At 72.6% G+C, this 23,607-nt stretch carries 20 protein-coding genes; 12 read left to right on the top strand and 8 right to left on the bottom strand.

The genetic code is table 11. The annotated features are described in order from the left end of the window. Positions 1-79 precede the first annotated feature (79 nt). Entirely contained in the window at positions 80-913 is an 834-nt protein-coding gene (locus tag HLB15_RS04100; protein WP_171103957.1) for a hypothetical protein, read from the top strand. Here the strand turns inward: HLB15_RS04100 and HLB15_RS04095 are convergent. Further along, entirely contained in the window at positions 873-1,277 is a 405-nt protein-coding gene (locus HLB15_RS04095; protein WP_171103956.1) for a hypothetical protein, read from the bottom strand. The genes HLB15_RS04100 and HLB15_RS04095 overlap by 41 nt on opposite strands. A 105-nt stretch (positions 1,278-1,382) precedes the next feature. Beyond that, positions 1,383-2,684 carry an MFS transporter gene (locus tag HLB15_RS04090; RefSeq protein ID WP_171103954.1) on the bottom strand — a complete coding sequence of 434 codons (1,302 nt, stop codon included), beginning with the start codon at positions 2,682-2,684 and terminating at the stop codon, positions 1,383-1,385. A 107-nt stretch (positions 2,685-2,791) separates the two neighbouring features. On the opposite strand from HLB15_RS04090, the gene HLB15_RS24450 reads away from it, so the two are divergent. Both HLB15_RS24450 and HLB15_RS04080 read left to right on the top strand, forming a co-directional pair. Further along, positions 2,792-4,549 carry a polymorphic toxin type 30 domain-containing protein gene (locus tag HLB15_RS24450; RefSeq protein WP_171103952.1) on the top strand — a complete coding sequence of 586 codons (1,758 nt, stop codon included), beginning with the start codon at positions 2,792-2,794 and terminating at the stop codon, positions 4,547-4,549. 11 nt (positions 4,550-4,560) lie between these two features. Continuing rightward, a complete protein-coding gene (locus HLB15_RS04080; RefSeq protein ID WP_171103950.1) occupies positions 4,561-4,905 on the top strand; it encodes a hypothetical protein in 345 nt (114 codons plus the stop codon). A 142-nt stretch (positions 4,906-5,047) separates the two neighbouring features. Here the strand turns inward: HLB15_RS04080 and HLB15_RS04075 are convergent, their stop codons facing one another. Together HLB15_RS04075 and HLB15_RS04070 are read right to left on the bottom strand one after the other, a co-directional pair. Continuing rightward, positions 5,048-6,481, bottom strand: coding sequence for an alpha-amylase (locus HLB15_RS04075; RefSeq protein ID WP_171103948.1), 1,434 nt, complete (start codon positions 6,479-6,481; stop codon positions 5,048-5,050). 137 nt (positions 6,482-6,618) lie between these two features. Beyond that, positions 6,619-6,822, bottom strand: a complete 204-nt coding sequence (locus tag HLB15_RS04070; protein WP_171103945.1) for a PspC domain-containing protein — start codon at positions 6,820-6,822, stop codon at positions 6,619-6,621. 246 nt (positions 6,823-7,068) lie between these two features. Here HLB15_RS04070 and HLB15_RS04065 point away from each other — a divergent pair, with 246 nt between their 5' ends. From HLB15_RS04065 to HLB15_RS04045, 5 genes are all read left to right on the top strand, one after another. Further along, positions 7,069-7,359 (top strand): hypothetical protein, encoded by a 291-nt coding sequence (locus HLB15_RS04065; RefSeq protein WP_171103943.1) that lies wholly within the window; start codon positions 7,069-7,071, stop codon positions 7,357-7,359. Beyond that, complete coding sequence (locus tag HLB15_RS04060; RefSeq protein WP_171103941.1) at positions 7,359-8,579, top strand: putative T7SS-secreted protein; 1,221 nt, start codon at positions 7,359-7,361, stop codon at positions 8,577-8,579. Before HLB15_RS04065 ends, HLB15_RS04060 begins: the two co-directional genes overlap by 1 nt. Continuing rightward, a complete protein-coding gene (locus tag HLB15_RS04055; RefSeq protein ID WP_171103939.1) occupies positions 8,576-9,340 on the top strand; it encodes a hypothetical protein in 765 nt (254 codons plus the stop codon). Before HLB15_RS04060 ends, HLB15_RS04055 begins: the two co-directional genes overlap by 4 nt. A gap of 4 nt (positions 9,341-9,344) precedes the next feature. Further along, positions 9,345-10,631, top strand: coding sequence for a hypothetical protein (locus HLB15_RS04050; RefSeq protein WP_171103936.1), 1,287 nt, complete (start codon positions 9,345-9,347; stop codon positions 10,629-10,631). Positions 10,632-10,753: 122 nt separating this feature from the next. Further along, the gene (locus HLB15_RS04045) at positions 10,754-13,099 is read left to right on the top strand and encodes a hypothetical protein (protein ID WP_171103934.1); all 2,346 of its coding nucleotides are present in this window, start codon (positions 10,754-10,756) and stop codon (positions 13,097-13,099) included. 28 nt (positions 13,100-13,127) lie between these two features. On the opposite strand, the gene hrpA is transcribed toward HLB15_RS04045, so the two are convergent. After that, complete coding sequence (gene hrpA / locus HLB15_RS04040) at positions 13,128-17,630, bottom strand: ATP-dependent RNA helicase HrpA (protein ID WP_229785609.1); 4,503 nt, start codon at positions 17,628-17,630, stop codon at positions 13,128-13,130. Between the two features lie 218 nt (positions 17,631-17,848). On the opposite strand from hrpA, the gene HLB15_RS04035 reads away from it, so the two are divergent. After that, complete coding sequence (locus HLB15_RS04035) at positions 17,849-18,424, top strand: hypothetical protein (RefSeq protein ID WP_171103932.1); 576 nt, start codon at positions 17,849-17,851, stop codon at positions 18,422-18,424. A 25-nt stretch (positions 18,425-18,449) separates the two neighbouring features. Here the strand turns inward: HLB15_RS04035 and HLB15_RS04030 are convergent, their stop codons facing one another. The 3 genes from HLB15_RS04030 to HLB15_RS04020 all read right to left on the bottom strand — a co-directional run bounded on the left by HLB15_RS04030 (position 18,450) and on the right by HLB15_RS04020 (position 20,220). Beyond that, entirely contained in the window at positions 18,450-19,115 is a 666-nt protein-coding gene (locus tag HLB15_RS04030; RefSeq protein WP_171103929.1) for an HNH endonuclease family protein, read from the bottom strand. A 203-nt stretch (positions 19,116-19,318) separates the two neighbouring features. Then, positions 19,319-19,786 (bottom strand): hypothetical protein, encoded by a 468-nt coding sequence (locus HLB15_RS04025; RefSeq protein WP_171103927.1) that lies wholly within the window; start codon positions 19,784-19,786, stop codon positions 19,319-19,321. Positions 19,787-19,953: 167 nt separating this feature from the next. Continuing rightward, a complete protein-coding gene (locus tag HLB15_RS04020) occupies positions 19,954-20,220 on the bottom strand; it encodes a hypothetical protein (RefSeq protein ID WP_171103924.1) in 267 nt (88 codons plus the stop codon). Positions 20,221-20,609: 389 nt separating this feature from the next. On the opposite strand from HLB15_RS04020, the gene HLB15_RS24690 reads away from it, so the two are divergent. Genes HLB15_RS24690 through HLB15_RS04005 form a run of 3 tightly spaced genes read left to right on the top strand, consistent with a single transcriptional unit; the run spans position 20,610 to position 23,390 of the window. Next, positions 20,610-22,547 carry a M15 family metallopeptidase gene (locus HLB15_RS24690; protein ID WP_171103922.1) on the top strand — a complete coding sequence of 646 codons (1,938 nt, stop codon included), beginning with the start codon at positions 20,610-20,612 and terminating at the stop codon, positions 22,545-22,547. An 8-nt stretch (positions 22,548-22,555) separates the two neighbouring features. Beyond that, positions 22,556-22,864 (top strand): DUF2087 domain-containing protein, encoded by a 309-nt coding sequence (locus HLB15_RS04010; RefSeq protein WP_229785610.1) that lies wholly within the window; start codon positions 22,556-22,558, stop codon positions 22,862-22,864. A 58-nt stretch (positions 22,865-22,922) separates the two neighbouring features. Further along, the gene (locus HLB15_RS04005) at positions 22,923-23,390 is read left to right on the top strand and encodes an aminoacyl-tRNA deacylase (RefSeq protein WP_171103920.1); all 468 of its coding nucleotides are present in this window, start codon (positions 22,923-22,925) and stop codon (positions 23,388-23,390) included. Positions 23,391-23,607 lie beyond the last annotated feature (217 nt).

The raw sequence follows: 23,607 nt of genomic DNA, 5'->3' as shown, positions 1-23,607 counted from the left end.
CGTCCACAGCGTGCCCCCGGACGCCCTTCACCCGTGCTTCGCGCCACGCGACGACGCCGTGGTCTGCAAGAGTGTGGGCATGAAGAGCCTGCCCGACGCCGGACGGCGCCCCGCCGCCCTGAGCCTCCTGCTCCTCGCCGTCGCCGTGTGGATGTCGGTGCCGCTGCGCCTGCTGGTGCCAGGGACGGAGCTCGACCTCGGCTTCACGACGGGCAACACCGTCTACGTGATCGAGAACGCGGCCATGGCCGGGACCATCGTCCTCGCGGTCGGCGTCACGGTGCTGCGGGCCCGCCGGGTCCTGACCGCCGTCATCGTCGTCGTGGGCCTGCACCTGCTCCTGCAGGTCGGCACGGCAGCCGTCCAGCTGGTGCAGGGCGCGCGGCCCGAGCTCCTGCTCGGCACGCTCCTCGCCATGCTCGAGCTGGGGCTCGTGCTCGTCGGCGCGCTGCTCGCCCGGCTCCTGCACGAGCCGACGTCGGCGCGCCGCACCGGCTTCTGGGTCGTGCTCGCCGGTGCGGCGCTCTACGTCGTCTGGGGCAGCGTGCTCGAGCCGGTCATCGCGATGATGCCGTACGGCGGGCCGGTGCCCGGGATGATGGGTTCCTACCTGGTGGTCCTGGTGCTCAACCTGCTCGCCGTCGCGGCGGCGCTGCTGTGCGGGTGGCCCTCGGCGGTGACCCGTCGGGTCGGTGCGGTCCTGGCCGGCGTCTTCGGCGTGCTCGGGATCGCGGGGGCGGTCGGCGCGGCAGAGGTCTGGAGCGAGACGTACCGTGCTGTCCAGGTCGTGCAGGGCGGGCTGCTGCTCGCCGTGGTGCCGTTCGCGGTGGTCGCTGCCCGTCGTGTGGCGGACGCCCGACGAGTGGCAGGTGCTACCTCGCCGAGCTCGCTCGGATCTCCTCGAGTGCGATGACCTCCAGGATCTGCTTCACGATCACGGGGCCGACCGACTCCCACGAGAGCATCTCCGCGATGACCATGTAGGAGAGGTCGTCACCGGTGAAGCAGCCACCGCGGTGCAGCGCGTTGAGCAGCCGGTGCTTGGGCCAGGTGAGGTCGTCGAGCCGTTCCACCCGCCGCACTGCGGGGTAGAGCCGGCCCACGGGGAGCGACTTGAGGCGCGACACGGCGGCGTCCGCGAGGCGGGCGACACCGATGTCGGTCTTGCTGTCGACCTGACCCACGTACCAGGCGTCGTCCTCTGCCATGACCTCGCGGAACCAGGGGAACACCTCACCCCAGGTGGGCGTGGGGGTGACGGCGGGTGCGTCGGACATGTACTGATGCCTCCAGTCCCTCTGTAGGTAAGTGCATCAATCCTTGCACCGTTCTGCGGCCAAAACAGGCATCTCAGCCTCTAGAGACCAGACCTCATCCATAATTCACCCTGTGTCGGGTTGCCGGACCAGGACCGCTGTGCGAGCGCCCTTGAGCCCGAACAGGAGGGCCGTGGCCAGGTACGCGACGGAGAGCGCGACGAAGAGCCCGGGCGACCAGCCGACGTCGGGCACGAGGAAGGCGGCGAGGGCCGCGGCGCCCACGAACGCCGCGTTGTAGAGGACGTCGTAGAAGGCGAACGCGCGGCCGCGGTACACGTCCTCGGAGTCGCGCTGGACGATGGTGTCGACGGCGATCTTCGCGCCCTGGGCCGCGAGCCCCAGCAGGCCCGCCGCGGCGACCACGGTGCCGAAGCCCGGTTCCGGGACGAGGACGAGCTGCGACAGGCCGGCCAGGAGCAGCATGACGGCGATCCACGTCTGCGGCGCCATGCGCCGCGCGAGCACGGCCGTGAGCAGGATCGCCAGCCCGCCGCCGACGCCGGTGGCCCCGATGACCGTCGCGAAGGTCGCGAGCCCCCCGGTGCTGTCGCCGGGCGCGGCCAGGAGGTTGCGCGACATGAGGATGGACGCGATGAAGACCACGCCGTAGAGAAAGCGGTGCAGCGCCATGACCAGCAGCGCCTGGCCCGGGGTGCGGCGGGCGGTGAGGTAGCGGGCGCCGTCGGCGAGGCCGCGGGTCACGGCCAGCAGGTCGTTGCGGATCGAACCGACGGCTGGGCGCACCGGGCCCAGCAGCGTGCGCGACATCCGCAGGCCCAGCAGCGAGGCGCAGCCCATGACGACGCACGCGCAGGCCAGCGCCGTCGCGTCCTGCACGCGCCCGGCCGGCATCATCAGGCCGAGCAGGAAGCCGACGCCGCCCCCGAGGAACGCCGCGCCCGCGCCGAGGGTAGGTGTGAGGGCGTTGGCGGTGAGCAGCAGGTCGCCCTGGACGACGCGGGGCAGGCCTGCTGACAGGCCGGCCAGCAGGAAGCGGTTGACGCTCAGCGCGGCCAGGCCCAGCACGTAGATGGCGGGCGTGACGCCCTGGGTCAGCATCAGCACCGCCATGGTCCCGGTGACGACGACGCGCACCGCGTTGCCGAGGACCAGCACCTGCCGCCGCTGCCAGCGGTCGAGGAACACGCCGGCGAACGGCCCGACGATCGTGAACGGCGCGAGCATGATGGCGAAGGCGCCGGCGATCGCACCCGCCGACCCCTGCGACTCGGGGGAGAAGAAGAGCAGGTTCGCGAGCCCGACCTGGAACATGCCGTCGCCCGCCTGGGAGACGAGCCGGACCGCGAAGAGCTTGCGGAAGCCGGACAGGCGCAGCAGGGCTCGGAGCTCGGCGAGGACGGTCACCCGCTCACCCTAGTTCGATGGGGAGTCTTATCCATGGTCAAGCCGTGGGGTGACGCCATATCGTTCCAGGTCGGAGGTCCTGTCCGCTCGAGCGAAGGGGTGCGCTGATGTCGAGGCCGTCGGATTGGTCGCCGGTGGGGTTGGATGCGGATCCGACGCCGGGTGATCCGGTGCTGGTGCTGGCGGGTGGGCAGGAGTATCGGGAGGTGGCCCGCTCGATCGACAACGCCGCGGGGGCGATGAGTCGTCTTGATGTGGCCGGGACGGTGTCGCAGGCGGTGGATGCGTTGATGGGTGCCAAGGAGGACACCGTCAGCGAGATCCGTCAGGCGCATGCGCGGTATGTGGCTGCTGGTGAGGCGTTGGTGGGGTATGCCTCGGCGTTGGAGCGGGTGCAGGCCGAGACGTTGGCGGCTCTTGATCGGGCGCGGGATGCGCAGGATCAGGTTCATGCGGCGTCGGGGTCGCGGGATCGGTGGCAGGAGCTGGCCGATGGTGCGAAGGATCCGGTGGAGAAGCAGGAGTTTGCGCGTAAGGCGTCCCAGGCGGGTGATCAGGCCGCGCAGGCGCAGGGTGTGGTCTCTGGGGCCAGGTCGACGATCGAGTCGGCGGTCTCGGATCGGGATCGGGCGGCGGGTGCGGCGATGGATCGGATCGAGGAGATCACCTCGTCTGATGATCTGAATGACAGCTGGTGGGACAACTGGGGTTCGAAGCTGGTTGCGGCGATCGCGGATATCGCGGACATGGTCTCCACGATCGCGGGGGTGCTGGCGATCGTGGTGGCGTTCATCCCGGTGGTGGGGCAGGCGTTGGCGGGGGTGTTGATCGTGATCGCGGCGGTCGCGGCGATCGTGTCGGCGGTGGCGAACATCACTCTTGCTGCGACGGGTGAGCGGTCGTGGGCCGAGGCGGGGATCGCGATCGCGGGTGCGGCGTTGTCTCTGATCGGTCTGGGTGGTGCGGCCAAGGCAGCGATGGGCCTGTCGAAGTCCATCGCCAAGGGGGCGTTCAAGCAGGGGATGAAGAAGGGGTGGTGCAAGCTCGGGTTCGGGGCCTGCTTCGTGGCCGGGACCCCGGTGCTGACCGTGGACGGTCCCAGGCCGATCGAGGAGATCCGGGTCGGGGACAAGGTCTGGACCCGCAACCTGGACACCGGCACGGACGAGCTGGCACTGGTGGCCGAGACGTTCGTGCACCAGACCCTGGTGCTGTACCACCTGACCATCGGTGGGCAGCGGATCTCGACCACGGCCGAGCACCCGTTCATGACCGCGGACCGTGGGTGGCAGATGGCCGGGAACCTGCGTGTGGGGGACGTCCTGGTCACTGTCGAGGGGACCGCGACCGTGCAGGCCGTCGAGGTCGAGGAGCGCGACCTGGTCGACATCGAGCAGGTCTACAACTTCCACGTCGAGGACACCCACACCTACTACGTCCTGGCCGGAGACCTCCCGGTCCTGGTCCACAACAACCACGGCGGTCCACAGGGATGGCCTGACGAAGTCCTTGCGGCTCGCAACGCCCCGAACAGCCCGATGGCACGCGTGCCCGACGACGCAGAGATGCTTCCCTTCACTCCGCACTCCGGGGGAGGCGCGCAGAAGGGCGTGCACTTCAAGTGGACCGAAGACGGGAAGACGCATCGTTTCCGCGCACACGACGCCGACGGCACCGCTCCGCCGGGGTCGAACGCGGCTGAAGGCCCGATCTATCGTTACCGAGTCGGTAACAAGTACGAGATGGAGGGCGGTGGGTTCGCGCATCCGCAGGCGCACAACCCGAACAGCCCTCACTACAACCCGGAACAGGCAAACGCGACGCACATTCCGTGGCCGTCCGATGTTCCTCTTCCCTGGAGCTGACAGGAGCGCAGATGGCAGACGACGTTCAAACGATCAGGACCCTCCTCTCCGAACTGGCATCATCGACGCCTCGTGACCGTGAACTGGCTGCCGAGAAGGTGGCGGGTTGGGTCTCGAGCGCTCTCGAACCGCACCACGCCGCCGTCATCAGTCGTGCCCTCGACGCGGTGATCTCGCTGGAGGACTCAGAAACGGCACTGGAAGCTCAGCTGAATGCGATTGCTGAGATCTCGGCTCTGGGCCTCGCGCCGGCTGACTCGCTCTCGCGGGTCCTTGCCGATCGTTCCTGGGACCAGCCGTGGGCTGCGGAGTACATCGAGGGTCTGCAGGACGACCTGCCGATCGCGCCGAAGTAGGTCGAGGTCGTGGTTGCCGATCGCTCGTGACCGGCCGCCGAAAAGGCGGCCGGCTGGGTCTTCAGCGCGAAGACGTGTCGCGCTGGGTAGACACGGTCTACCGAGCGCGACACGTCTCCGCGAGACAGCCGCCCTCCCGGGGTCAGGCCCGCGCCCCCACGTGGATCGCGAGGGCTCCGTACGCGGGGATCGACGCCGTGAACCACCCGTCGCCGTCCACGGTCCGCTGCACCGAGCAGTCCGCCGCCGCGACCACGTCGCAGTACGTCCCCGCGGGCAGCGACGTCTGGAACGACCGCTGCACGGTGGAGCCGGTGTTGTTGAGCACGACGTACCCCTTCGCGCCACGACCGTAGGCGACGAGGTTGTCGCCGTCGTCCCACCAGTTCGTGACCTCGGTGCCGCTCACGGCGTTGTGGAAACCGACCATCCCGCGGATCTCGGTCCACCGCTGCGTGCAGGTCCACCGGCCGGCACCGCAGGTGGCGTCGGGCACGCTGGTCGCGGTGGCGCCGGGCGCCCCGGCGTCGGTGTCCGAGAACTCGTAGCCCGAGTACACGGTGGGCGAACCGTACGGCCACGAGAGCAGGAACGTGTTCGCCAGGACGTACTTGGCTCCCCACCGGTAGTTCATCGACTCGCCGTTGCGCTCGGTGTCGTGGTTGTCGACGAAGACGCCCGCGCGGTCCCAGGGCAGCGTGCCGTCGCCGATGTAGCGCAGGTTCTTGATCTGGCCGTCGAAGTCGTGCCTGAGCCGGCGCGCGTACTCGAACTCGTGGGAGTCGCCGCTGCCGAGGTACTCCGAGGGGCGGATCGGCTCGCCCGCCGCGCCGATCACCTCGTGCACCCAGAACACGCCCGGGTTCCGCATGCGCGCCTTGATCGCCTCGAGGTCCGACGCCGGGACGTGCTTCGAGGCGTCGATGCGGAAGCCGTCGACCCCGAGCGACACGAGGTCGTCGAGGTACGCCGCGATGCGGTCGCGCACGGAGCCGGAGCCGGTGCGCAGGTCCTGGAGGGAGACCAGCCGGCAGTGCTGCACCTGGTAGCGGTCGGTGTAGTCGCTGATGTCCGTGCGGCAGTCGTTGAAGTCGGCGGCGCCGTAGGTCCCGGCGAAGTGGTCGTCGGAGAACTCCGTCCCGGCCACGCCCGTGCCGGACTGCCCGGCACCGGCCATGTGGTTGACGACGGCGTCCGCGATGACGCCGACACCGGCGGCGTCGCACGCCGCGACCATGGCGGCGAACTCGGACCGTGTGCCCAGCTTCGACTCGATCCGGTAGCTGACCGGCTGGTACGAGGTCCACCACTGGGTGCCGCGGATGTGCTCCATCGGCGGCGAGACCTGCACGTAGCCGAACCCGGCCGGGCCGATCACGTCGCGGCACTCCGCGGCGACGGAGTCCCAGGTCCACTGGAACAGGTTGAGGATGACGTCGCCGTCGCCGTGGCGGGGCGTCGCGGCCTCGGCGCGCTCGGCGGCGGGGGCGCCGGCCACCAGGCCGAGCGTGAGGGCGGTGGCGATCGTCGTGAGGGTGGCGAGCAGTCGTCGGGGCGCGTGCGAGCGACGCGTCATGGCGGCTCCTTTGCGGCGTTCCCGGCAGGGCGCGTGCGGCGCTGCACGGCCGTTTCCGGATCTTGCTGCAAGCCTTGCAGATGCCTGCCGCGACACGCCAGAGGCCCGGGTGAAAAGGTTGGCCACCCGGGCCGGCGTCAGACCGCCTGGGTGCGGCGCTCGCCGGGGATCACCGCCCAGGCGATGAGGTAGGCCAGCACCTGGGGGCCGGGGATGAGGATCGAGGCGGCCGTCAGGATCCGGACGGTGGACGTGCGCCAGCCGAAGCGTCGGGCGATGCCGGCGCAGACGCCACCGATCATGCGGTCGTCGAGGGGGCGGGAGAGGGTCTGTGTGCTCATGTCATCGACGGTAGGCACCGCGGCTCCGGGACACCATCGGGTGATCCCCCGGTCCGTCCCTGAACGTTTCCCGGGGACACCCAGGGGACGGGGAGTTCTCCCCGTTGTCGGCCTCCGGCGGTGCTGCGATCCTGTGCCCAGCAGAAGATGAGCAGCACCTACCGGCCATGACCCGCCTCGGCAACGGCAGGCCATGGCCTTGTCGTGTCCGCACCGGGCGGCACGCAGGATCCGAGAAAGGGCACCATGGGCGGCGACCTCGTGATGAACGACGCGTTCCTGGCCCAGGTCGAGAACGACCTGGGACAGATGAAGGACCGGCTGTACGACCCGCTGAACGCGATCAAGAAGGCCGACCCGTCGGCGGTCGGCGAGCCCGAGCTGGTCGAGAAGGTCGCCCACTTCAAGGACCGCTGGGACTACAGCATCGACCAGATGTGCGAGGCGACCGGCAACGCTCAGGAGCAGCTCCGGATCATCCGCGAGGGCTTCGCGAAGGTCGACGCCGACCTCGCCAAGGCGCTGGGAGGCGAGTGATGGTCCAGTACGAGCACATCGGGTACGACCCCGCCCCGGGCGACCACACCGTCACCGGCAGCCTGGCGACCGGCCTGACCGGCGGCCACGAGACGCTCGAGCGCGTCACGTTCCTCCTCGAGAGCGTCAACGAGGGCGAGTGGTTCGGCGAGACCGCCATCGCGTTCCGGTCCATGCTGCACGACGACTTCCGGCCCAAGGTCTCCGAGGCCGAGGGCGCGTTCCGCAAGGCCGCCGGGGCGCTCGAGACCTGGGCGACGAAGCTCTCGACCTTCCGCACCGACGCCAACGACCTGGACCGGCGGCTCGGTGAGGCCAAGGCCGCGCGGGACGCGGCGGAGCGCCGGTACCACGGCTTCGAGGACCTCCCGCGCCCCGACGACGACGCCACCGACGCCGAGCACCAGCGGTACGAGCAGAACGCGCGCGAGCGCGGCCAGGCCCGCGAGGCGCTGGACTCGGCGCAGCAGCACGTCGACGGCGTCTGGCGCGAGATCGAGCAGCTCGTGCGGAGCTACGACGCGGCGTCGCGCACGCTGCTCGACGAGTTCGACACCGCCGCCGCGATGGCGCCCGACGACCCGTCCTGGTGGGACAAGGCGGTGGACTGGGTCGGCGACCGGTTCGAGGACCTCGGCGACTGGGTGTCCGACATCGGGGACATGATCCTCGAGTGGGCGGCGGAGAACGCGGGTCTCCTCAACCTCATCTCCAACATCCTCAACGTCGTCGCCCTGGTGACCGGCATCCTCGCGCTCCTGCCCATCCCTGGCGCCCAGGTGCTCGGCCTGGTCAGCCTCGCGGCCACGGCGGGCAGCACGCTCGCGTCCTACCTGTCGGCAGCCGGACAGGCCGGTTCGTGGAAGGGGGGTTTCACCCCGTCGGTGGTCGTCGGTATCGTCGCCACCGCGCTCGGCGTCGGCGCGCTGGGTGCCACGTTCAAGGCGACGGCGGCCGCCGCCACGACCGCGGGCAAGGCGGCGCCGACGTTCGGCCAGTTCCTGCTCGGCCAGGGGCACCAGATCCCCGGCTTCTTCTCGCTCGCGGCCAAGGGCGGCACGATCGACTCGGTCGCCGAGATGGGCTGGCGCTCGCTGGACATCATGCTCGACCAGGGTCAGTGGTTCGGTACCACGCCGATCGGCCTCGGCATGATGGGGTGGGACACGGAGAACGACACGAACGGGACGTTCGACAACCAGAAGGGGGTCACGCGGTGACGGTCACGACGTCGGCCGAGGCCGACAACCCGACCCGCTGGCGGCTGCGCACCCGCGTGCCCGACGACTGGGTCGAGCTCGCGGGCACCACGACCGCCGAGGAGGCCCTCGGTACGATCCGCTCCGCGCTCGAGCAGGTCGGCACCCCGCTGCCCGAGGCGGACGCGAGCAGGCTCCTGGCGGGCCTGCAGTCCTGGCGCGACATGTGGCGCAGGGAGCGGGTGCTCCTCCACGGCCTCGTGTACCAGGGCGCGGAGCACGACGGGCCGACGGCCCTCGGCCGCGAGATCTTCTGGAACGTCATCGGGACCGTCCGCCCGGTCACGGCCTTCGACGGCCCGCTCTCGCTGCTGGAGGTCATCCGGCGCGTCATCGGCGCGAAGGCGGGCATCGACCTCGAGCAGGCGTACACCGAGACGTTCGAGACGGGCGTCGGGCCGGCGCTCGGCCTCACGACGGAGTACGAGGCGACGTACCGCGAGCCGGGTGCGCCCGACGACGTCGAGCCGGTCCGTCGCACGGTCGGTCTCGCCGCCGTCGTCGCCGCACCGAAGTCCGGTGGCCCCGCGCTCATGCTCCTCGGGTTCTCGACCGATCCCGCGCAGGTCCGTGGCCTGGGGATGCTGCTCGCCGCCATGGCAGGGCCCGCGACCATCACGCCGGTGGACAAGGACGGCAACCCGCTGTTCAGCGGCGCACCGGCGCCCGAGGACCTGCCGCCCCTCGACGGCCCGGGCACGCCGGGCCCGGCGGCCGGGTGAGGCGATGACGTCAGCAGCCGCTCCCGCCGGCACGACGGCGCGCGACCGCCGCAGCCTGCCCCCGTTCCCGGAGGAGGTGTCCCTGCCCGCCACCTTCGGTGACTGGTACGACACCGCCGCGGACGCCCTGGGCCGGGCCGAGCGCCGGGACAGCGGCGCTGTGCGCCTGCTCGCCGGCGCCGCCATGCTCGCGGGCGTCTCGGCGGGCGTCGGCCTCCTGGCCGAGCCGCTCGTCGTGCTGGCCGGCGCCGGGGCACCGGGGGAGACGGCGGACGTGCCGTCGCTCGTCATCGGTCCCGTGCTCGCGCTCGGCGTGCTCGCCTGGTGGTTCTGGTACCGCCGGGACTGGGGGCGGGCGCGCCGGCTGCGCCACGCCTGGTCGCGGGCGGTCCGGGACCCGCGTGTGCTCGCGCTGCCCGCACGGCGGCACGACGGACAGGGACCCGACCCCGAGGCGCAGCACGACTTCCGGGTCCGCGAGAGCGGCGACTTCGCGCCGTTCCCCGGACTGCGCGGCACGGGTGGCGTGAGCGGCGGCCTCGACATGGTGCGCGCCGGTGTCTACCCGCTGCTCGTGCTGGTCGCGCTCGTGGCGGTGTCGGCGTCGTGGGACGGCGGGCTCGGCGGTCTGGCGACGGCGGCGCCCGTCCTGCCGCTCCTGGTGGTGACGCTGTGCGCGACGGCTCGTGCCTGGCGGCGGGTCGCCGACTCGGTCGCGCTCGTCGGTCTGCAGAACGACGACCGGAGGCGCTGGACCGGGTGGCGGGTGCTGACCGGCCGCGCGGCGCCCGCGCCGGCCGCTTCCTGGTACCGGCGCGTGAGCTGGGTGATGCTGCCCGTCGCGCTCGGCGCGGCCGCCGTGCTCGTGGCGCGCGTCGCCGCCGGTGAGATGACCGGTGGCGCCGTCGTGGCGGGTCTCCTCGTGTGCGCGGTGCCCGCCGCCCTCCTGCTCGGGTCGTTCGCGGTCCGCTCGGCCCGTGCCCGCTCGGGCGGGGGCACCGACGGTGTCGCGGTGCAGGTGCTGCCCGACGACGTGCCGCCCCTCGGGCCCACGGTCGTCGCGCCCGGTCCCGCCGTCCTCCGGGGCGGCGGCGAGGGCGTGGAGCTCGTCGCCGGAGGCGTCGCGCTCCCGGTGCCCGCGGGCTCCGGGCTGGTGAGCGGGGAGCCGCACGTGCTCGCGACCCGCAGCCACTGGCTCGTGCTCCCCGACGGGTCGCAGGTCGCGCTGCGGTGCGCGGCGGTGCGGCGCGTGCGCGAGCTCGCCGGGGAGGCGGGCCTCCGCGTGCCGTGACCCGGTGCGGGTGAACGTGGATCTTCGACGTTGTTGCAGGTCGGGTCGGACATCTAGTCTCAGCCCGACCCCCGCCTCCGCTGGGTCGTCGGCGACCCCGCGGGGTCTTGGGAGGACAGTCGATGAAGATCTTCGGCACCACCGGTGCGCCCGGACGGGCCCTTGCCGCACTGACCGGGAGCGCGCTGCTCGCGGGGCTGCTCGTGACCCCTGCCGCCGCGGCACCGGCGGCCCTTCCGGAGTCCGCACCGCCCACGACGACGGTGAACGGCGAGCTCTGCACGGACGAGCCGGTCTGGTTCCACGGGGGCGGCAGCCGCGCCACGCTCACGTGGGGCTCCACCTTCGAGGAGCCCACCCCTGCCACGGCGCTGATGTACACGATCGTCCGTCCGGACGGTGTGGTGGTCGATCGCTGGCCGGCTGCGATCGAGGGCGGCGTCGCGTCCCTGACGCGCGATCTTCCGGCGGACCACGACACGGTCTACACCCTCGAGACACGGCTCCGCGTCGACGGTGAGCTCGCCGAGGAACCGGTCGCGTCGTGCCGGTTCGGGATCCGGCAGCCGCCGAGCGTCTCCACGGTCCCCGTGCTGGGCGAGGAGGCCGTGTACGTGGCGGGCGAGCCGCGCGGCGGGGTCGGTGTCCCGGGCCGGTTCCTCGTGAACCACACCCGCGGGGGCGACGCCGTCACCGTCGAGTACGCGCTGACCGGGAGCACGACCCGGCCGACGGCCTGGGAGACCGTGCCGGCGCCGGGCGCAGGACCGCTGACCGTCCCCGTGGTCCCCACCGTGTCGGGGACCCGGTACCTGCACGTGCGGGGCGTCGACCGGTACGGCGTCCCCGGTCCGGTCACGCGCAGGACCCTGCGGGTCGCCGCCGCCGGCGAGGCGGAGCCGACCCCTCCTGCCGTCACCCTGGCCGACGTCGAGGACACCACCCCGGGCGACGGCCGCATCCCGGTGACGGCCACGTTGACCGAGGACCTCGGGGGCTGGCCCATGGGCGACCTCGTCGTCCTGTACCAGGGCCACGAGCTCGGTCGTGCCGCGATGACGGCACAGGCGCAGACCGTGCCCCTGGAGCAGGCACTGCTCGGGACGGGCTTCCGGGACGTGACCGTGGAGTACCGGCAGTTCGAGGGCGCCCCGCTCGTCACGACGACGGCGCGCCTCTGCGGGGGCGACTGCGCGTTCAGCGGCGGCAGGGCGACCATCACGGCGCTCGGCGGTGTCCGCCTGGACCCGAACCTCAAGGCGGAGGTCTCCGGGTTCTCGCCGGCGCCGACGTCCTACGAGTACGAGTGGCTGAGCGCGGGCAAGCTGGTCGCCACCGAGACCGACGACAACCCCTACTACCTCAGCCTGCCCCGCGACGAGAAGCACACGCTGACCCTCCGGGTGACGGCCACGGGTCCGCGGATGGTCCCGAAGACCGTCTCGACCTCTGTCGTGATCGGCGACCGGCCGGAGCCTCAGGTCTGCGCCACCGGCAAGGCCGTGGGCACCTCCTGGTCGGACAGCTACGGGTTCTGCCGGCCGCACGGCGTGGCCGAGGTCGGGGACCCGGGCAGCGGCGACGCTCTCGAGATGATCACGGCCCATCCCTGGCCGGCCGGCTACTCGTTCAGCGAGGGCGAGCCCGCGGCCGGTGACCCGATCCTGCCCGACTACTGGTTTGCGATGAAGGGCTACGTCCAGGGCCGGGGCTGGCAGGGACTGCAGCGCAAGGGCGACGTCCACTACATCGGCAGCGTGGGGGAGAACCGCCGCCTCGAGGCCTTCCGGATCGACGACGGCGGCGTGCTCGCCCCGTACTACGACGTCTGGTACCGCGCGTGGGTGCCCAAGCACGGCTGGCTCGGCTGGGCGAAGAACGGCGAGAACGCCGGGACCGTCGGGTACGGCTACCGCATCGAGGCGGTCCAGGTGCGTCTCCTGCCCCACGGCACGTCGCCCTCGGCGTCCGGCACGGGCGCGGCGCCGTTCTACGAGAAGGCGACCCAGGACCAGGTGACGGTGGAGCCCTGGATGCGCCCCGTCGGGTGGAGGAAGCTGGTGCACGGCGGCTCGACCGCCGGGCTCACCGACACCTCCCAGCGCCTCAACGCCGTCCGCGTGCACGTCAAGGGCAGGAGCGACAGCGGCAGCGTCCAGGTCGCGGCCAAGGTGGAGGGCGACGGCTGGCGGTCGTACGTCGGCGACTCCAAGGTCGCGGGCACGTTCCACGCGAGCAACCGCACGTCCGCGTACAAGATGCGGCTCACCGGGGAGATGGCGAAGCAGTACGACATCTACTACCGGGTGCACGTGGCGGGGAAGGGCTGGCTCGGCTGGGCGAGGAACGGGTCGGGTGCGGGGACGGAGTCGTACTCGTACCGGAACACCGCGGTCCAGGTGGTGCTCGTGAAGAAGGGCGAGCGCGCGCTGATGAGCGGCTACGACCGGCCGGCGTACCTGCGATGACGGTGAGCGGGGCGGCCGTCCGCCCCGCTCACCACCCGCCCGGGTTGAGCACCTTCCGGATCCGCTTCTCGCTGACCGGGCCGTCCGTCCCGAGCTGCTGGGCGAACAGCGAGACGCGCAGCTCCTCGAGCATCCAGCGCACCTCCGCGAGCTCGGTGGCGCGGGCCGCGTCCGGGGTGCCCGCGGCGTAGGCCGCCTGCGCCTTCTCGTACGCCGCGGTGACGTCGTTGATCCGCCAGGCCAGGTCGGAGTCGCGCGCCGGGTTCTCCGCCGCCTTCGTCAGCCGGTGCGAGTCCGCCCGCAGGTAGCGGGCCAGGTGCGGCAGCCGCCGCGGCGGCGTGGCCGACACGAACCCGTCGTGCACGAGGGACGCCCGGTGCTCGCGCAGGTCCTGGAGCGTGTTCAGCAGCGCGAGGCTGCTCGACGCGCGGACCTCCGCCTCGAGCGCGCGGCTCGCCGACAACGCGGCCACCACGTGCCCGACCACACGGTGCACCTCGTCCTCCAGGTGCCTGCGCACGAACGCCAGCGCCTCCGCGTACGCGGACGCCGTGCGGATCCCCGCGGCGTCCGGTCCGCCGGGCGGCGTGTCGTAGCGGGCCTCGTCCGCCGGTGTGGTCAGCGACGTGACGGCCGCGAGCTGCAGGTCCGCGACGAGCGCCTCGGTGCTCGGGTACGGCGACGCCGCCAGGGTGAGCGACTGCGTGCCCGTCCAGCGGGTCGTGATGCGTCCGGTGCCGAGCGTGGCCTCGGCCGTGAGCAGCCTCCGCACGCCCGCGGCGTGCTTCTCGGCCTGCGCGTGCTCGTCGGCCAGGATGCGCAGCGCGACGCCGACCGTGCGCGGCTGTCCCGTGACCTTCGGCGCCGGCTCCGCGACGAGTGCGGGGAAGCCGCGCACCACCATGCCCGCCCCGACGTCGGTGGACACGGACGCGGGCAGGGTGCCGCCGTCGGGCAGGCCGGAGGGCCAGGTGGTGAGGCCGGTCTGCTCGCCGACGACGCCCGCTGGCGCCGGGGCGGGGGTCCCGTCCTGCCGTGCGCCGTCCCGGCGCGCGGCCACCGCGGCGGGGGACGCGTCCTCCGGTGAGGGCCGCGGGGTACCCGCCGCCGCCCGCGCCTCGGCGAGCGCCGCACCCACGGCACCGCGCACCGCCGACCGCACGGCGGCCTCGGCGCGCGCCGCGAGCTTGCGCTGCAGCAGCACGAGGTCCTTCGACTCGTCCAGGACGACCGACGTCGCCGACGGCCCCGTGCCACGCTCCTCGACGACGCGGAACGTCACGCGCAGGTGGGCGGGCAGGCGTTCCAGGCGCTCGGCGTCCCACACCTCCGACGGCACGACGACGTCGCGCACCGCGCGCACGGCGCGCGTGAAGGCCGAGGTGAACGGCTCCGCCATGTCACCGGCGCGGGCGAGGTCCTCCCACGCGGGGCAGTTGTCGCGGATCCAGGCGACGACCTCGCGCGCGACGTCGGGCGCGGGCACGAGCTCCCGTCGCACCGCCTTGGGCAGCGACTTGATCGTCGCCACCGTCAGCTCCTCGAGCAGACCGGGCACCATCCAGTCGAACCCGTCGGGCACCACGCGCGCGAGCACCGCGACCGGGACGTGCACGGTCACGCCGTCGGCGTCGGAGCCGGGCTGGAACTGGTAGGTGAGCGGCAGCGAGAGCTCGCCCTGGGGCCACGTCTCGGGGAACGCGGCGGTGTCGACGGACGCGTCGCCGACGAGCTGCTCCATGGTGAAGGTGAGCAGGTCGGGCGTCTCGCGCCGGGCGCGCGACCACCACCGGTCGAAGTGCGCGGCCGACACCACGGAGTCGGGGACGCGCTCGTCGTAGAAGGCGAACAGGTCGTCCTCGTCCGCGACCAGGCCGCGCTGCCGCGAGCGGGCCTCGAGCTCGCCGGCCTCCTCGAGCAGGGCACGGTTGTCGTGGAAGAAGCCGTGGTGCGTGGTCCACTCGCCCTGGACCAGCGCGTGCCGCACGAACATCTCGCGCGCTGCCTCGGGGTCGACCTTCGCGTACAGCACCCGCCGGTCGGACACGATCGGCACGCCGTACAGCAGCACCTTCTCGGTGCACATCGCGGCGCCCCGCCTGGTCGACCAGTGCGGGTCGGAGTACGTGCGCCGCGCGAGCGGCCCGGCCAGCTCCTCGGCCCACTCCGGCTGGATGCGGGCGACGTCGCGTGCCCACAGCCTGCTCGTCTCCACGAGCTCGCCCGCCATGATCCACACCGGCGGCTTCTTGGACAGCGGCGACCCCGGGAAGATCGCGAACCGCGCGCCGCGCGCGCCGACGTACTCGTTGCGTGCCTGCTTCTTCGCGCGCCGCAGCGCACGCTCGCGCGCCTCGCCCCGCAGGTGCGCGACGGCGGACGCCTTGACCTCGCCCGTCTCCTGCATGCCGATCTGCGAGAGCAGACCCGCGAGCAGCGACCGGTGGATCGTGTCCTCGTCCCAGCCGTACCGGTACGACACCTGCTGCTGTGCCGAGGCGGCGTCGGCGGCGTCCGCCGCGGCCCCGACCGCGCCGACGACGAGCGGCGGCGTCGGGCGTCCGGTCATGTCCATGCCGAGCGGGCGCGCCATGTCGCGCAGCTGCGCGACGACGTCCTGCCACTCGCGCACGCGCAGGAAGTTGATGTACTCCGCCTTGCACAGCCGGCGGAACGCCGAGCCGGACAGCAGCCGCTGCTGCTCGCGCACGTACTCCCACAGGTTGAGGTAGCTGAGGAAGTCGGAGCGCGGGTCCGCGAACCGCGCGTGGAGCTGGTCGGCCTGCGCGCGCTGCTCGGCGGGGCGCTCGCGCGGGTCCTGGATGGACAGGGCGGCCGCGACGACGGCGACCTCGCGGGCCACCCCGTGCCGCGCACCCTCGATGACCATGCGGGCCAGCCGCGGGTCCATCGGGAGCTGCGCGAGCGTGCGGCCGGTCTCGGTGAGCCGCGTGACGCCGTCGACCTCCTCGAGCGCGCCGAGCTCCGTGAGCAGCTGCACGCCGTCGCGGATCGCGCGCGTGTCGGGCGCCTCGACGAAGGGGAAGCGGGCGACGTCGTCGGGCGTGCTGACGACGCCCACCGAGATCATCTGCAGCAGCACCGACGCGAGCGACGTGCGCAGGATCTCCGGCTCGGTGAACTCCGGCCGCTTCTCGAAGTCCTCCTGCGAGTACAGGCGGATCGCGATGCCGTCGGCCACGCGGCCCGAGCGCCCGCTGCGCTGGTTGGCCGAGGCCTGCGACACGGGCTCGATCGGCAGCCGCTGCACCTTGGTCTGCTTGGAGTAGCGGCTGATGCGGGCCGTGCCCGGGTCGACCACGTAGTGGATGCCCGGCACGGTCAGCGACGTCTCGGCGACGTTCGTGGCGAGCACGATGCGTCGCGCGGCGTGCGGCTGGAACACCCGGTGCTGCTCGGCGCTCGACAGCCGCGCGTACAGCGGCAGCACCTCGATGTGCTGCGGGTGCTTCGGGTCGCGCACACGCTCCTTGAAGTGCCCGGCCAGCCCGTCGGCGGCGTCGTGGATCTCCCGCTCGCCCGAGAGGAAGACGAGGATGTCGCCGTCGCCCTCCCGCAGGAGCTCCTCGCACGCGTCGATGATCCCGGTGACGAGGTCCTTCTCCTCGCCGCCGCGCGCCCGCCCCCTGGTGCGCGACGACGGCGCCCGCTCCCCGTCGCCGGTGCCCTCGTCCTCGTCCGGCGACAGCGGGCGGTAGCGGATCTCGACCGGGTAGGTGCGCCCGGAGACCTCGACGATCGGTGCCGCGTCCGGCAGGACCTCGGTGACGTACTCCGGCGCCCCGCCCCGCTCGGCGAGCGCGGCGGGGGAGAAGTGCGCGGCGAACCGCTCGGAGTCGATGGTGGCGGACGTGATGACGAGCTTGAGGTCCGGCCGCTGGGGCAGCAGCCGGGACAGGTAGCCGAGCAGGAAGTCGATGTTGAGGGACCGCTCGTGCGCCTCGTCGATGATGATCGTGTCGTAGGCCAGGAGCTGCGGGTCCCGCTGGATCTGCGCGAGCAGGATGCCGTCGGTCATCACCTTGACCAGCGTTCGCTCGCTCGACTGGTCGGTGAACCGCACCTGATAGCCCACGACGTCACCGAGCTGCGTGCCGAGCTCCTCGGCGATGCGCTCCGCGACGGTCCGCGCGGCCAGCCGCCGGGGCTGGGTGTGGCCGATCTGCCCCTGCCGGCCGCGCCCGAGCTCGAGCGCGATCTTCGGGATCTGCGTGGTCTTGCCCGAGCCGGTCTCGCCGGCGACGATCACGACCTGGTGGTCGCGGATCGCCGCCGCGATGTCCTCCCGGCGCGCCGAGACGGGCAGCTGGGCGGGATAGGTGATCTCGGGGACGTCGACGGCCGCGCGCCGGGCGGCGGCCGCCTCGAGCTGGGCGGTCGTCACACGCTGCGGGCCCTTCCCGCGCTGCGGGCCGGTCCGCCGGCGCTCGCCGCGCCGACGGGTGCGGCCCTCGCCCGCGCGACCGCGGTCGCCGTCGGACACCGGGGTGGAGGAAGGCTCGCTACTCACAACCCCCTATTCTCCCAGGCTCGGCAAGACCAATTCGCCGGGCGGGTCGCGCGGCCCCTTCCCGGCGCGGTCGGCCACCCGCATGGGGATCCCTCCCCATGTCGTGACCTGCCGGATCGGCCTAGGATCCTCCAGGCCGGGGTGACGGGCACCTCGGTCTGAGGGGGCGGTATGGCGGACAGCGCGACGGGCGGCCCGTCGGGGGCCGACGGGCCGGCATGAGCGACGCGCTCATCGCCCTCTGCGAGAACCGGATCGCCGGCCTGAGCCGCGCGCGGCAGGCGTTCGAGCAGACCGTCGCGCCGGAGCAGGTCGGCTGGCTGGTCGGTGGGCTCCGCACGGCGGCCGCCGGATGGGACGCCGTTGTCGAGCGTGGCCCCGACGGCGACCCCGTCGCACTGCGCGTCGGCGCGCGGAGCCTCCGGGACGCGGTGCCGGGCTTCGCCGCCGTGGCCGACGTCCTCGACGCCTACGCGGCGGCCCTCGAGTCCGCCCAGGCGCGGCACGCCACCGGCCTGGCACACCTGCGTGCCGCCCAGGGTGCCGCGAGCACGCTGCCGCTGGGCGCCGCGGCCCGACCGCCGGGGCCCGGGGCAGCGGGAGCGGCGACCGGCGACACGGGTGCGGAGACGACGGCCGAGGCGGCGCTCGCGGTGCTCGACGCCGCGTGCGCGGGCTACGCGGCGTGCTCGGACGCGTACGTCGCCGTGCGCGACGCCGAGCGCGCGCTCTATGCCGCGCTCGCGCACGTGCGGGTCAGGCCGCCGGTCCGCAGCACGGGCACCCGGGCCTGACCCGGACCCGCGGACCGGCGCTCGCTCAGTACGAGCAGCCGTCGAGCAGCGGCTGGAGCGCGGACTTCTCCGCGCTGTCCACGGTGAGGTCCCAGCGCGCCTTGGTGTGGATCCACATCTTGGCGTAGGCGCACCGCTTGCTCGCCAGGGGAGGCACCCACTCGGCGGGGTCCTTGTCGCTCTTGGAGCTGTTCACCTCGGCGGTCACCGCGATGAGCTGCGGCCCGGTGAGGTCGTTGGCGAAGTCCTGCCTCCGGGCCGTCGTCCACTCGCTCGCGCCCGAGTACCAGGCCTCGGCCAGGGCCACGACGTGGTCGATCGCGATGTCGGCCGGTGCCGTGCGGGTCTCGCCGTCGTACTCGCTGTACCAGCTGCCCGTTGTCGGGTAGCAGTCGCTGCCGACCTCGACGCCGTCGCCGTCGCGCTGCAGCACCGTCTCGCGCGTGGTGCACCCGTCGACGGTGATCCAGTGCGGGAAGAGGTCCCTGTCGTAGGGCGCCGACGCGCCCTCGGCGCGCACGGGGAGGGCGTCGAGCTCGGCCTGTGCCACCGCCTTGGACGGGAGGTCCGGCGGGTACGCGGCGGCGGCCGGCGCCTGGACCAGGACGAGGAGCGCGAGCAGAGCGGGCGCCACGGCCGACGCGACGAGGCGGCGGAGGCGGGCGGTGCGTCGGACGGCGTGCTGCGGCATGGGACAGACCTTCCTCGAGACTGACCGGGCGCGTTTCATGGTGGTCTCGGGTGATGACTCCCGAATGACCACGATGTGACGATAGCCAAAATTTCACCCGCTCCGGACAGTCGAAGACCCGCCCCTGGAGCGCCGGCGCGTCGGGTTCCGGTGGTGGAACCGCGCCGCGGGACGCTGTCGGAGCGGGTCTCGAGGGGCTGTGGTCAGGCGGTCGCCGTCGCGTACCCGAGCCAGTAGCCGAGGCCGACGAGGACGAGCGCGCCGAGCGTCTCCAGGATGGCGAGCGCGAGGCCCCAGCGGGCGAGCCACAGGTCGAAGCCCTCCTTGCCCGCACGCTTCACCGCGATCGCGTTGAGCACGACACCGACGAGGGGGATTGCGGCGAGGAAGAACGTGAGCAGGCTGAAGACCGTCGTCTGCGGGTCCTCTTCCTCCTCCTCGGCGGCGGGGGCGACCACGGCGGTCTCGGTGGCGGTCGTGGTCGCCACGGCGGTGCCTGCCGGAATGTCCGCCGGTGCGGCCTCCGTCGCGACGGTCCGACCCTCTGCCTGCGCCTCGGTCGTCACCTCGGCCGTCGCCTCCGCCGCGACGGGCTCGGTCACGGCCTCGGTCGTCTCCGTGGTCGTGGTCTCGTCCGGTGCCGTGGATGTCGTGGTGTCGGGCGTGGTCATGGCAGTGGTGCTCCCTGGTCGCAGCGTCTCTCGGTGAAATGTCAGGCCATATTGTGGTGTATCCGAATCGTCTTGGATACCCCGATATCAAGCCGTGACGCGCGGCAGGGCCGCCGCTCGGCGAGCGGCGGCCCTGTGGTGACCCGGCCGGCGGACCGGGCTAGGACTCAGGCCGAGACGGAGAGCGCGGCCCAGACCCCCAGGCCGACGAAGACCAGGTAGCCGACCGTGAAGACGATGGCCAGGCCGAGGCCCCACTTGGCGAGCTTGCTGTCGAAGCCGAGCTTGCCGGCCTTCGAGACCGCAATGGCCGAGATGATGATCCCGATCGGGGGCGCGACGAAGGCGAACACGAAGCCGACGATGGCCAGCGTGTTCGCCTGCGGGTCCTGGACCGCGCCCTGGGTCGCGGGGGCGGCGGGGGTCTCCGACATGGGGTCTTCCTTTCACGGCCACTGTTCCGGCCGTTCGACGGCGGGCGCGCTGGCGCCCGTGCGGACCGGGACAGTGTGGTGCATCCCGGAGTGGGTCGGAAGAGGGCATTGCGCAGTACGTCCGAATCGTTACCCTGGACGTCGGTGGTGCGTCACCCGTCGTGGCGTGCGCCCGTCCGTCGGGAGGGTGGTTTCACCGGACCGCTGAGAATTACGCCGTTCGAGTTCACCTGGACGTGATAGTCCTGGAGCAGAATTCGGAAGGGGACGTACCGCGCACGAGCACGACGCGCGCCGACCGGAGGGGGTGACGTGTGAGCAACGAGGCGACGACCGGCTCGAGGTTCTTGCGTACCCTCAGCCACTCCATACCCCGCTCGTACCGTCTCGTGGCCGCACGGGGCGGTCGACGTCGGCTGCTCCGGTCGTTCGTCACGGGCGCCCTCGCGACCGGCCTCGCGGCCGCCGTCCTGTTCACTGCCTCGGCGAGCGTGCCGGGGTCCGGCCCCGCCGGTGCCCCGGGCGAGCCGCCGATCCGGCTCTACGGGTCGGTCGAGAGCGTGCGCGTGGGCGAGACCGGGTCCGTGCCCGAGGGTGTGACGCTCGCCCAGGTCGTCGCGGTGCTCGAGCGCGCCGAGCGGATGGCGCAGGAGCAGGGCGCGGCGTTCAGCCCGACGGTCGCTCAGGCCGCCGCCGAGCTCGGCATGCTCTACACGACGTACCAGATGCAGCAGCTCGCGTTCGGCGAGAACAACGAGGGGCTGCGCGTCGAGGACGCGCCCGTGCGACGCGACGCGGGCTCCGGCTCCGGCAGGGACGGCTCCGGCAAGGACGGCTCCGGCAGGGACGGCTCCGGCAAGGACGCGGGGGACGCCGGCGCCGGCGGACGCGGCGGCTCGGACGAGGACGCCGCCGACGAGCACGACGGCTCCGAGGGTCCGGGCGGCCGCGACGAGCCCGACCCGGACCGCACGGCACCCGCGATCGAGGTGTCCAACGGCCGCGGCTCGGTGATCGACCCGCAGACGGACGACGAGCACGCCGGCTCGGCGGAGCACGACGACGCCGCTCCCGGTCACGCGGCCGGGTACGTCACCTACGACCAGGTGGTCATGGCGGCCGTGCGGCTGGCGAACATGCTGGACCCGTCCGTCCCGAACGCCCTCGTCGAGGTGGAGGGCATCACGAGGGAGGGGTTCTCGCTGCGCGAGAGCCTGCTCGACGTCGTGGCCACGTTCGGCGGGTCGACCGCGGGCTACGCCAACGGCCGCATCCCGGCGGACGTGCTCTGCCCTCTCGAGTTCGCCCCCGGCCACATGCTCCGGTGCGACGCCGCGGAGCGGCTGACCGCGCTGAGCGCCGAGTTCGAGAAGGAGTTCGGGTACCCGATCCCGATGACCGACTCCTACCGGTCCTACGAGATGCAGGTGACCCTCAAGGGGATCAAGCCGCACCTCGCCGCGATCCCCGGGACGTCGAACCACGGCTGGGGCCTCGCGGTCGACCTCGGCAACCCGATCGCCGGCGGTCACTCCCCGGAGTACGTCTGGCTGCGCCTGCACGGCCCGGACTACGGCTGGGACAACCCCTCGTGGGCCCGCCTGGACGGCGCCAAGCCGGAGCCGTGGCACTTCGAGTTCTTCGCGGCCGGGTCGATCCCGAACCGCGCCATCGACCCGTCCGACGTCGGTACCTGGACGCCGAACGACCCGGACGACACGTCGACCCCGCACTACAAGCCGCCGTACAAGCCGAAGCCGAACGACGACAAGGCCACGCCGGGCAAGCCAGGCGACACGCCGCCGTCGCAGAAGCCGACCAACCCGAAGCCCAGGCCGACGCCGAGCAAGCCGACGAAGCCGCCCGTGACGACCGAGCCGTCCACACCGCCGGCGACGGACGACCCGGAGCCGGACCCGTCGCCGACGGCCCCGGAGCCGAGCCCGTCGCCGAGCGACCCGGGGCCGAGCCCCTCGCCGACGGATCCGACGGATCCGGAGCCGAGCCCGTCGCCGAGCGATCCGGAGTGCGCCGACGACGGGACCGAGCCCGGTACCGAGCCCGGCGAGGCCGAGGGTGAGACCGGCTCCGCATCGACCGGCACGGCCGCGCCGGGCCAGGCCGGTACGGGGCAGCCGAGCACCGACGGATCCGAGACGGGCGAGCCTGGCACGGACGAGCCCGGTACCGGTGAGGAGAATGACCCCTGCCCGCCGGAGGGCGACACGGGCCAGGAGGGCGAGAAGTCCTCGGCCGACACGGCGTCCGGCATCGCAGCCAAGCAGCCCGACGACGACGAGCTCGCCGTCGTCGACGACGAGGACTGAACGAGGACGTGACGACAGAGCCGAACCCGACCGAACAGCTTCCCGGCGATCCCGAGCGCTTCCTGCGCAACGGCCGGCTCGAGGGGATGCCGCGGCGCTGGCGCGACAAGCTCGCGGTGACGCGCTACCTGGCGGCCCGGGCGATGCCGGTGCTGCTCGAGCCGTTCACGGAGCGGGAGCTGACCGACCGCCTGAGCGAGCTGGCGCAGGATCCGGCAGGCTTGCGTCGTGCGATGGTGGACCAGGGGCTGGTGCAGCGCACGCGGGACGGCGCCGAGTACTGGCGCACGGAGCGCACCGAGTACGACCACCCCTGACGGGTCTTGACCATATGTCGAGACAACGAACACCCGCGATTTCGGGATAGGGAACGGCATGAGCGAGGAACGAGCGGTGGCCGCCCTGCGCGCGGCCGGCATCCCGTTCGAGATGACGCGCCACGACGCGGTGGGCAGTCTCGCGGAGGCCGCGGCGGCGCGCGGCGTCGAGCCGGGCAGGCTGATCAAGACCATCGTCGTGCGCCGCGGCGAGGGCGACTACCTGTTCGTGCTCGTGCCGGGGGACCGGCAGATCTCGTGGCCCAGGCTGCGCGCGCTGCTCGGCGTGTCGCGCCTGTCCATGCCGAGCAAGGAGGTCGCGTTCGAGGTCACGGGCTACGAGCGGGGAACCATCACGCCCTTCGGGGCGTTGCACAGGTGGCCCGTCGTCGCGGACTCCCGGCTCAGCGAGCCGGGGCCCGTGTCGATCGGTGGGGGCGCCCACGGCGTGGGCGCCACCGTCGACGCCGTGGACCTCACGACGGCGCTCGACGCCACGGTCGCGGACGTGACCGACCCTGTCTGAGCCGCCTCGGGCGGGTGGCCGGCCGGGTCCGCGGCTACCCGCAGGGGCGGAGTTCTCCGCCGCGCAACGTGACCGTAACGCCTGGGGGGTGGACGGAAGCCCAGTGCCGGGTGAACACTCGCCATAGGCAATTCTTGCCCCTTCTCCCCAGAGAGGGGACAGAGCGAACCAAGAAGTGTCCAAGTGAGCGCCCCCCAGCACGTGCCAGCCAGAGTGA

Origin of the sequence: Promicromonospora citrea (assembly GCF_013004695.1) — a bacterium.
Lineage (GTDB): Bacteria > Actinomycetota > Actinomycetes > Actinomycetales > Cellulomonadaceae > Promicromonospora > Promicromonospora citrea.
The sequence above is the reverse complement of the archived record's forward strand: the minus strand, read 5'-3'. Positions and strand labels throughout refer to the sequence as shown.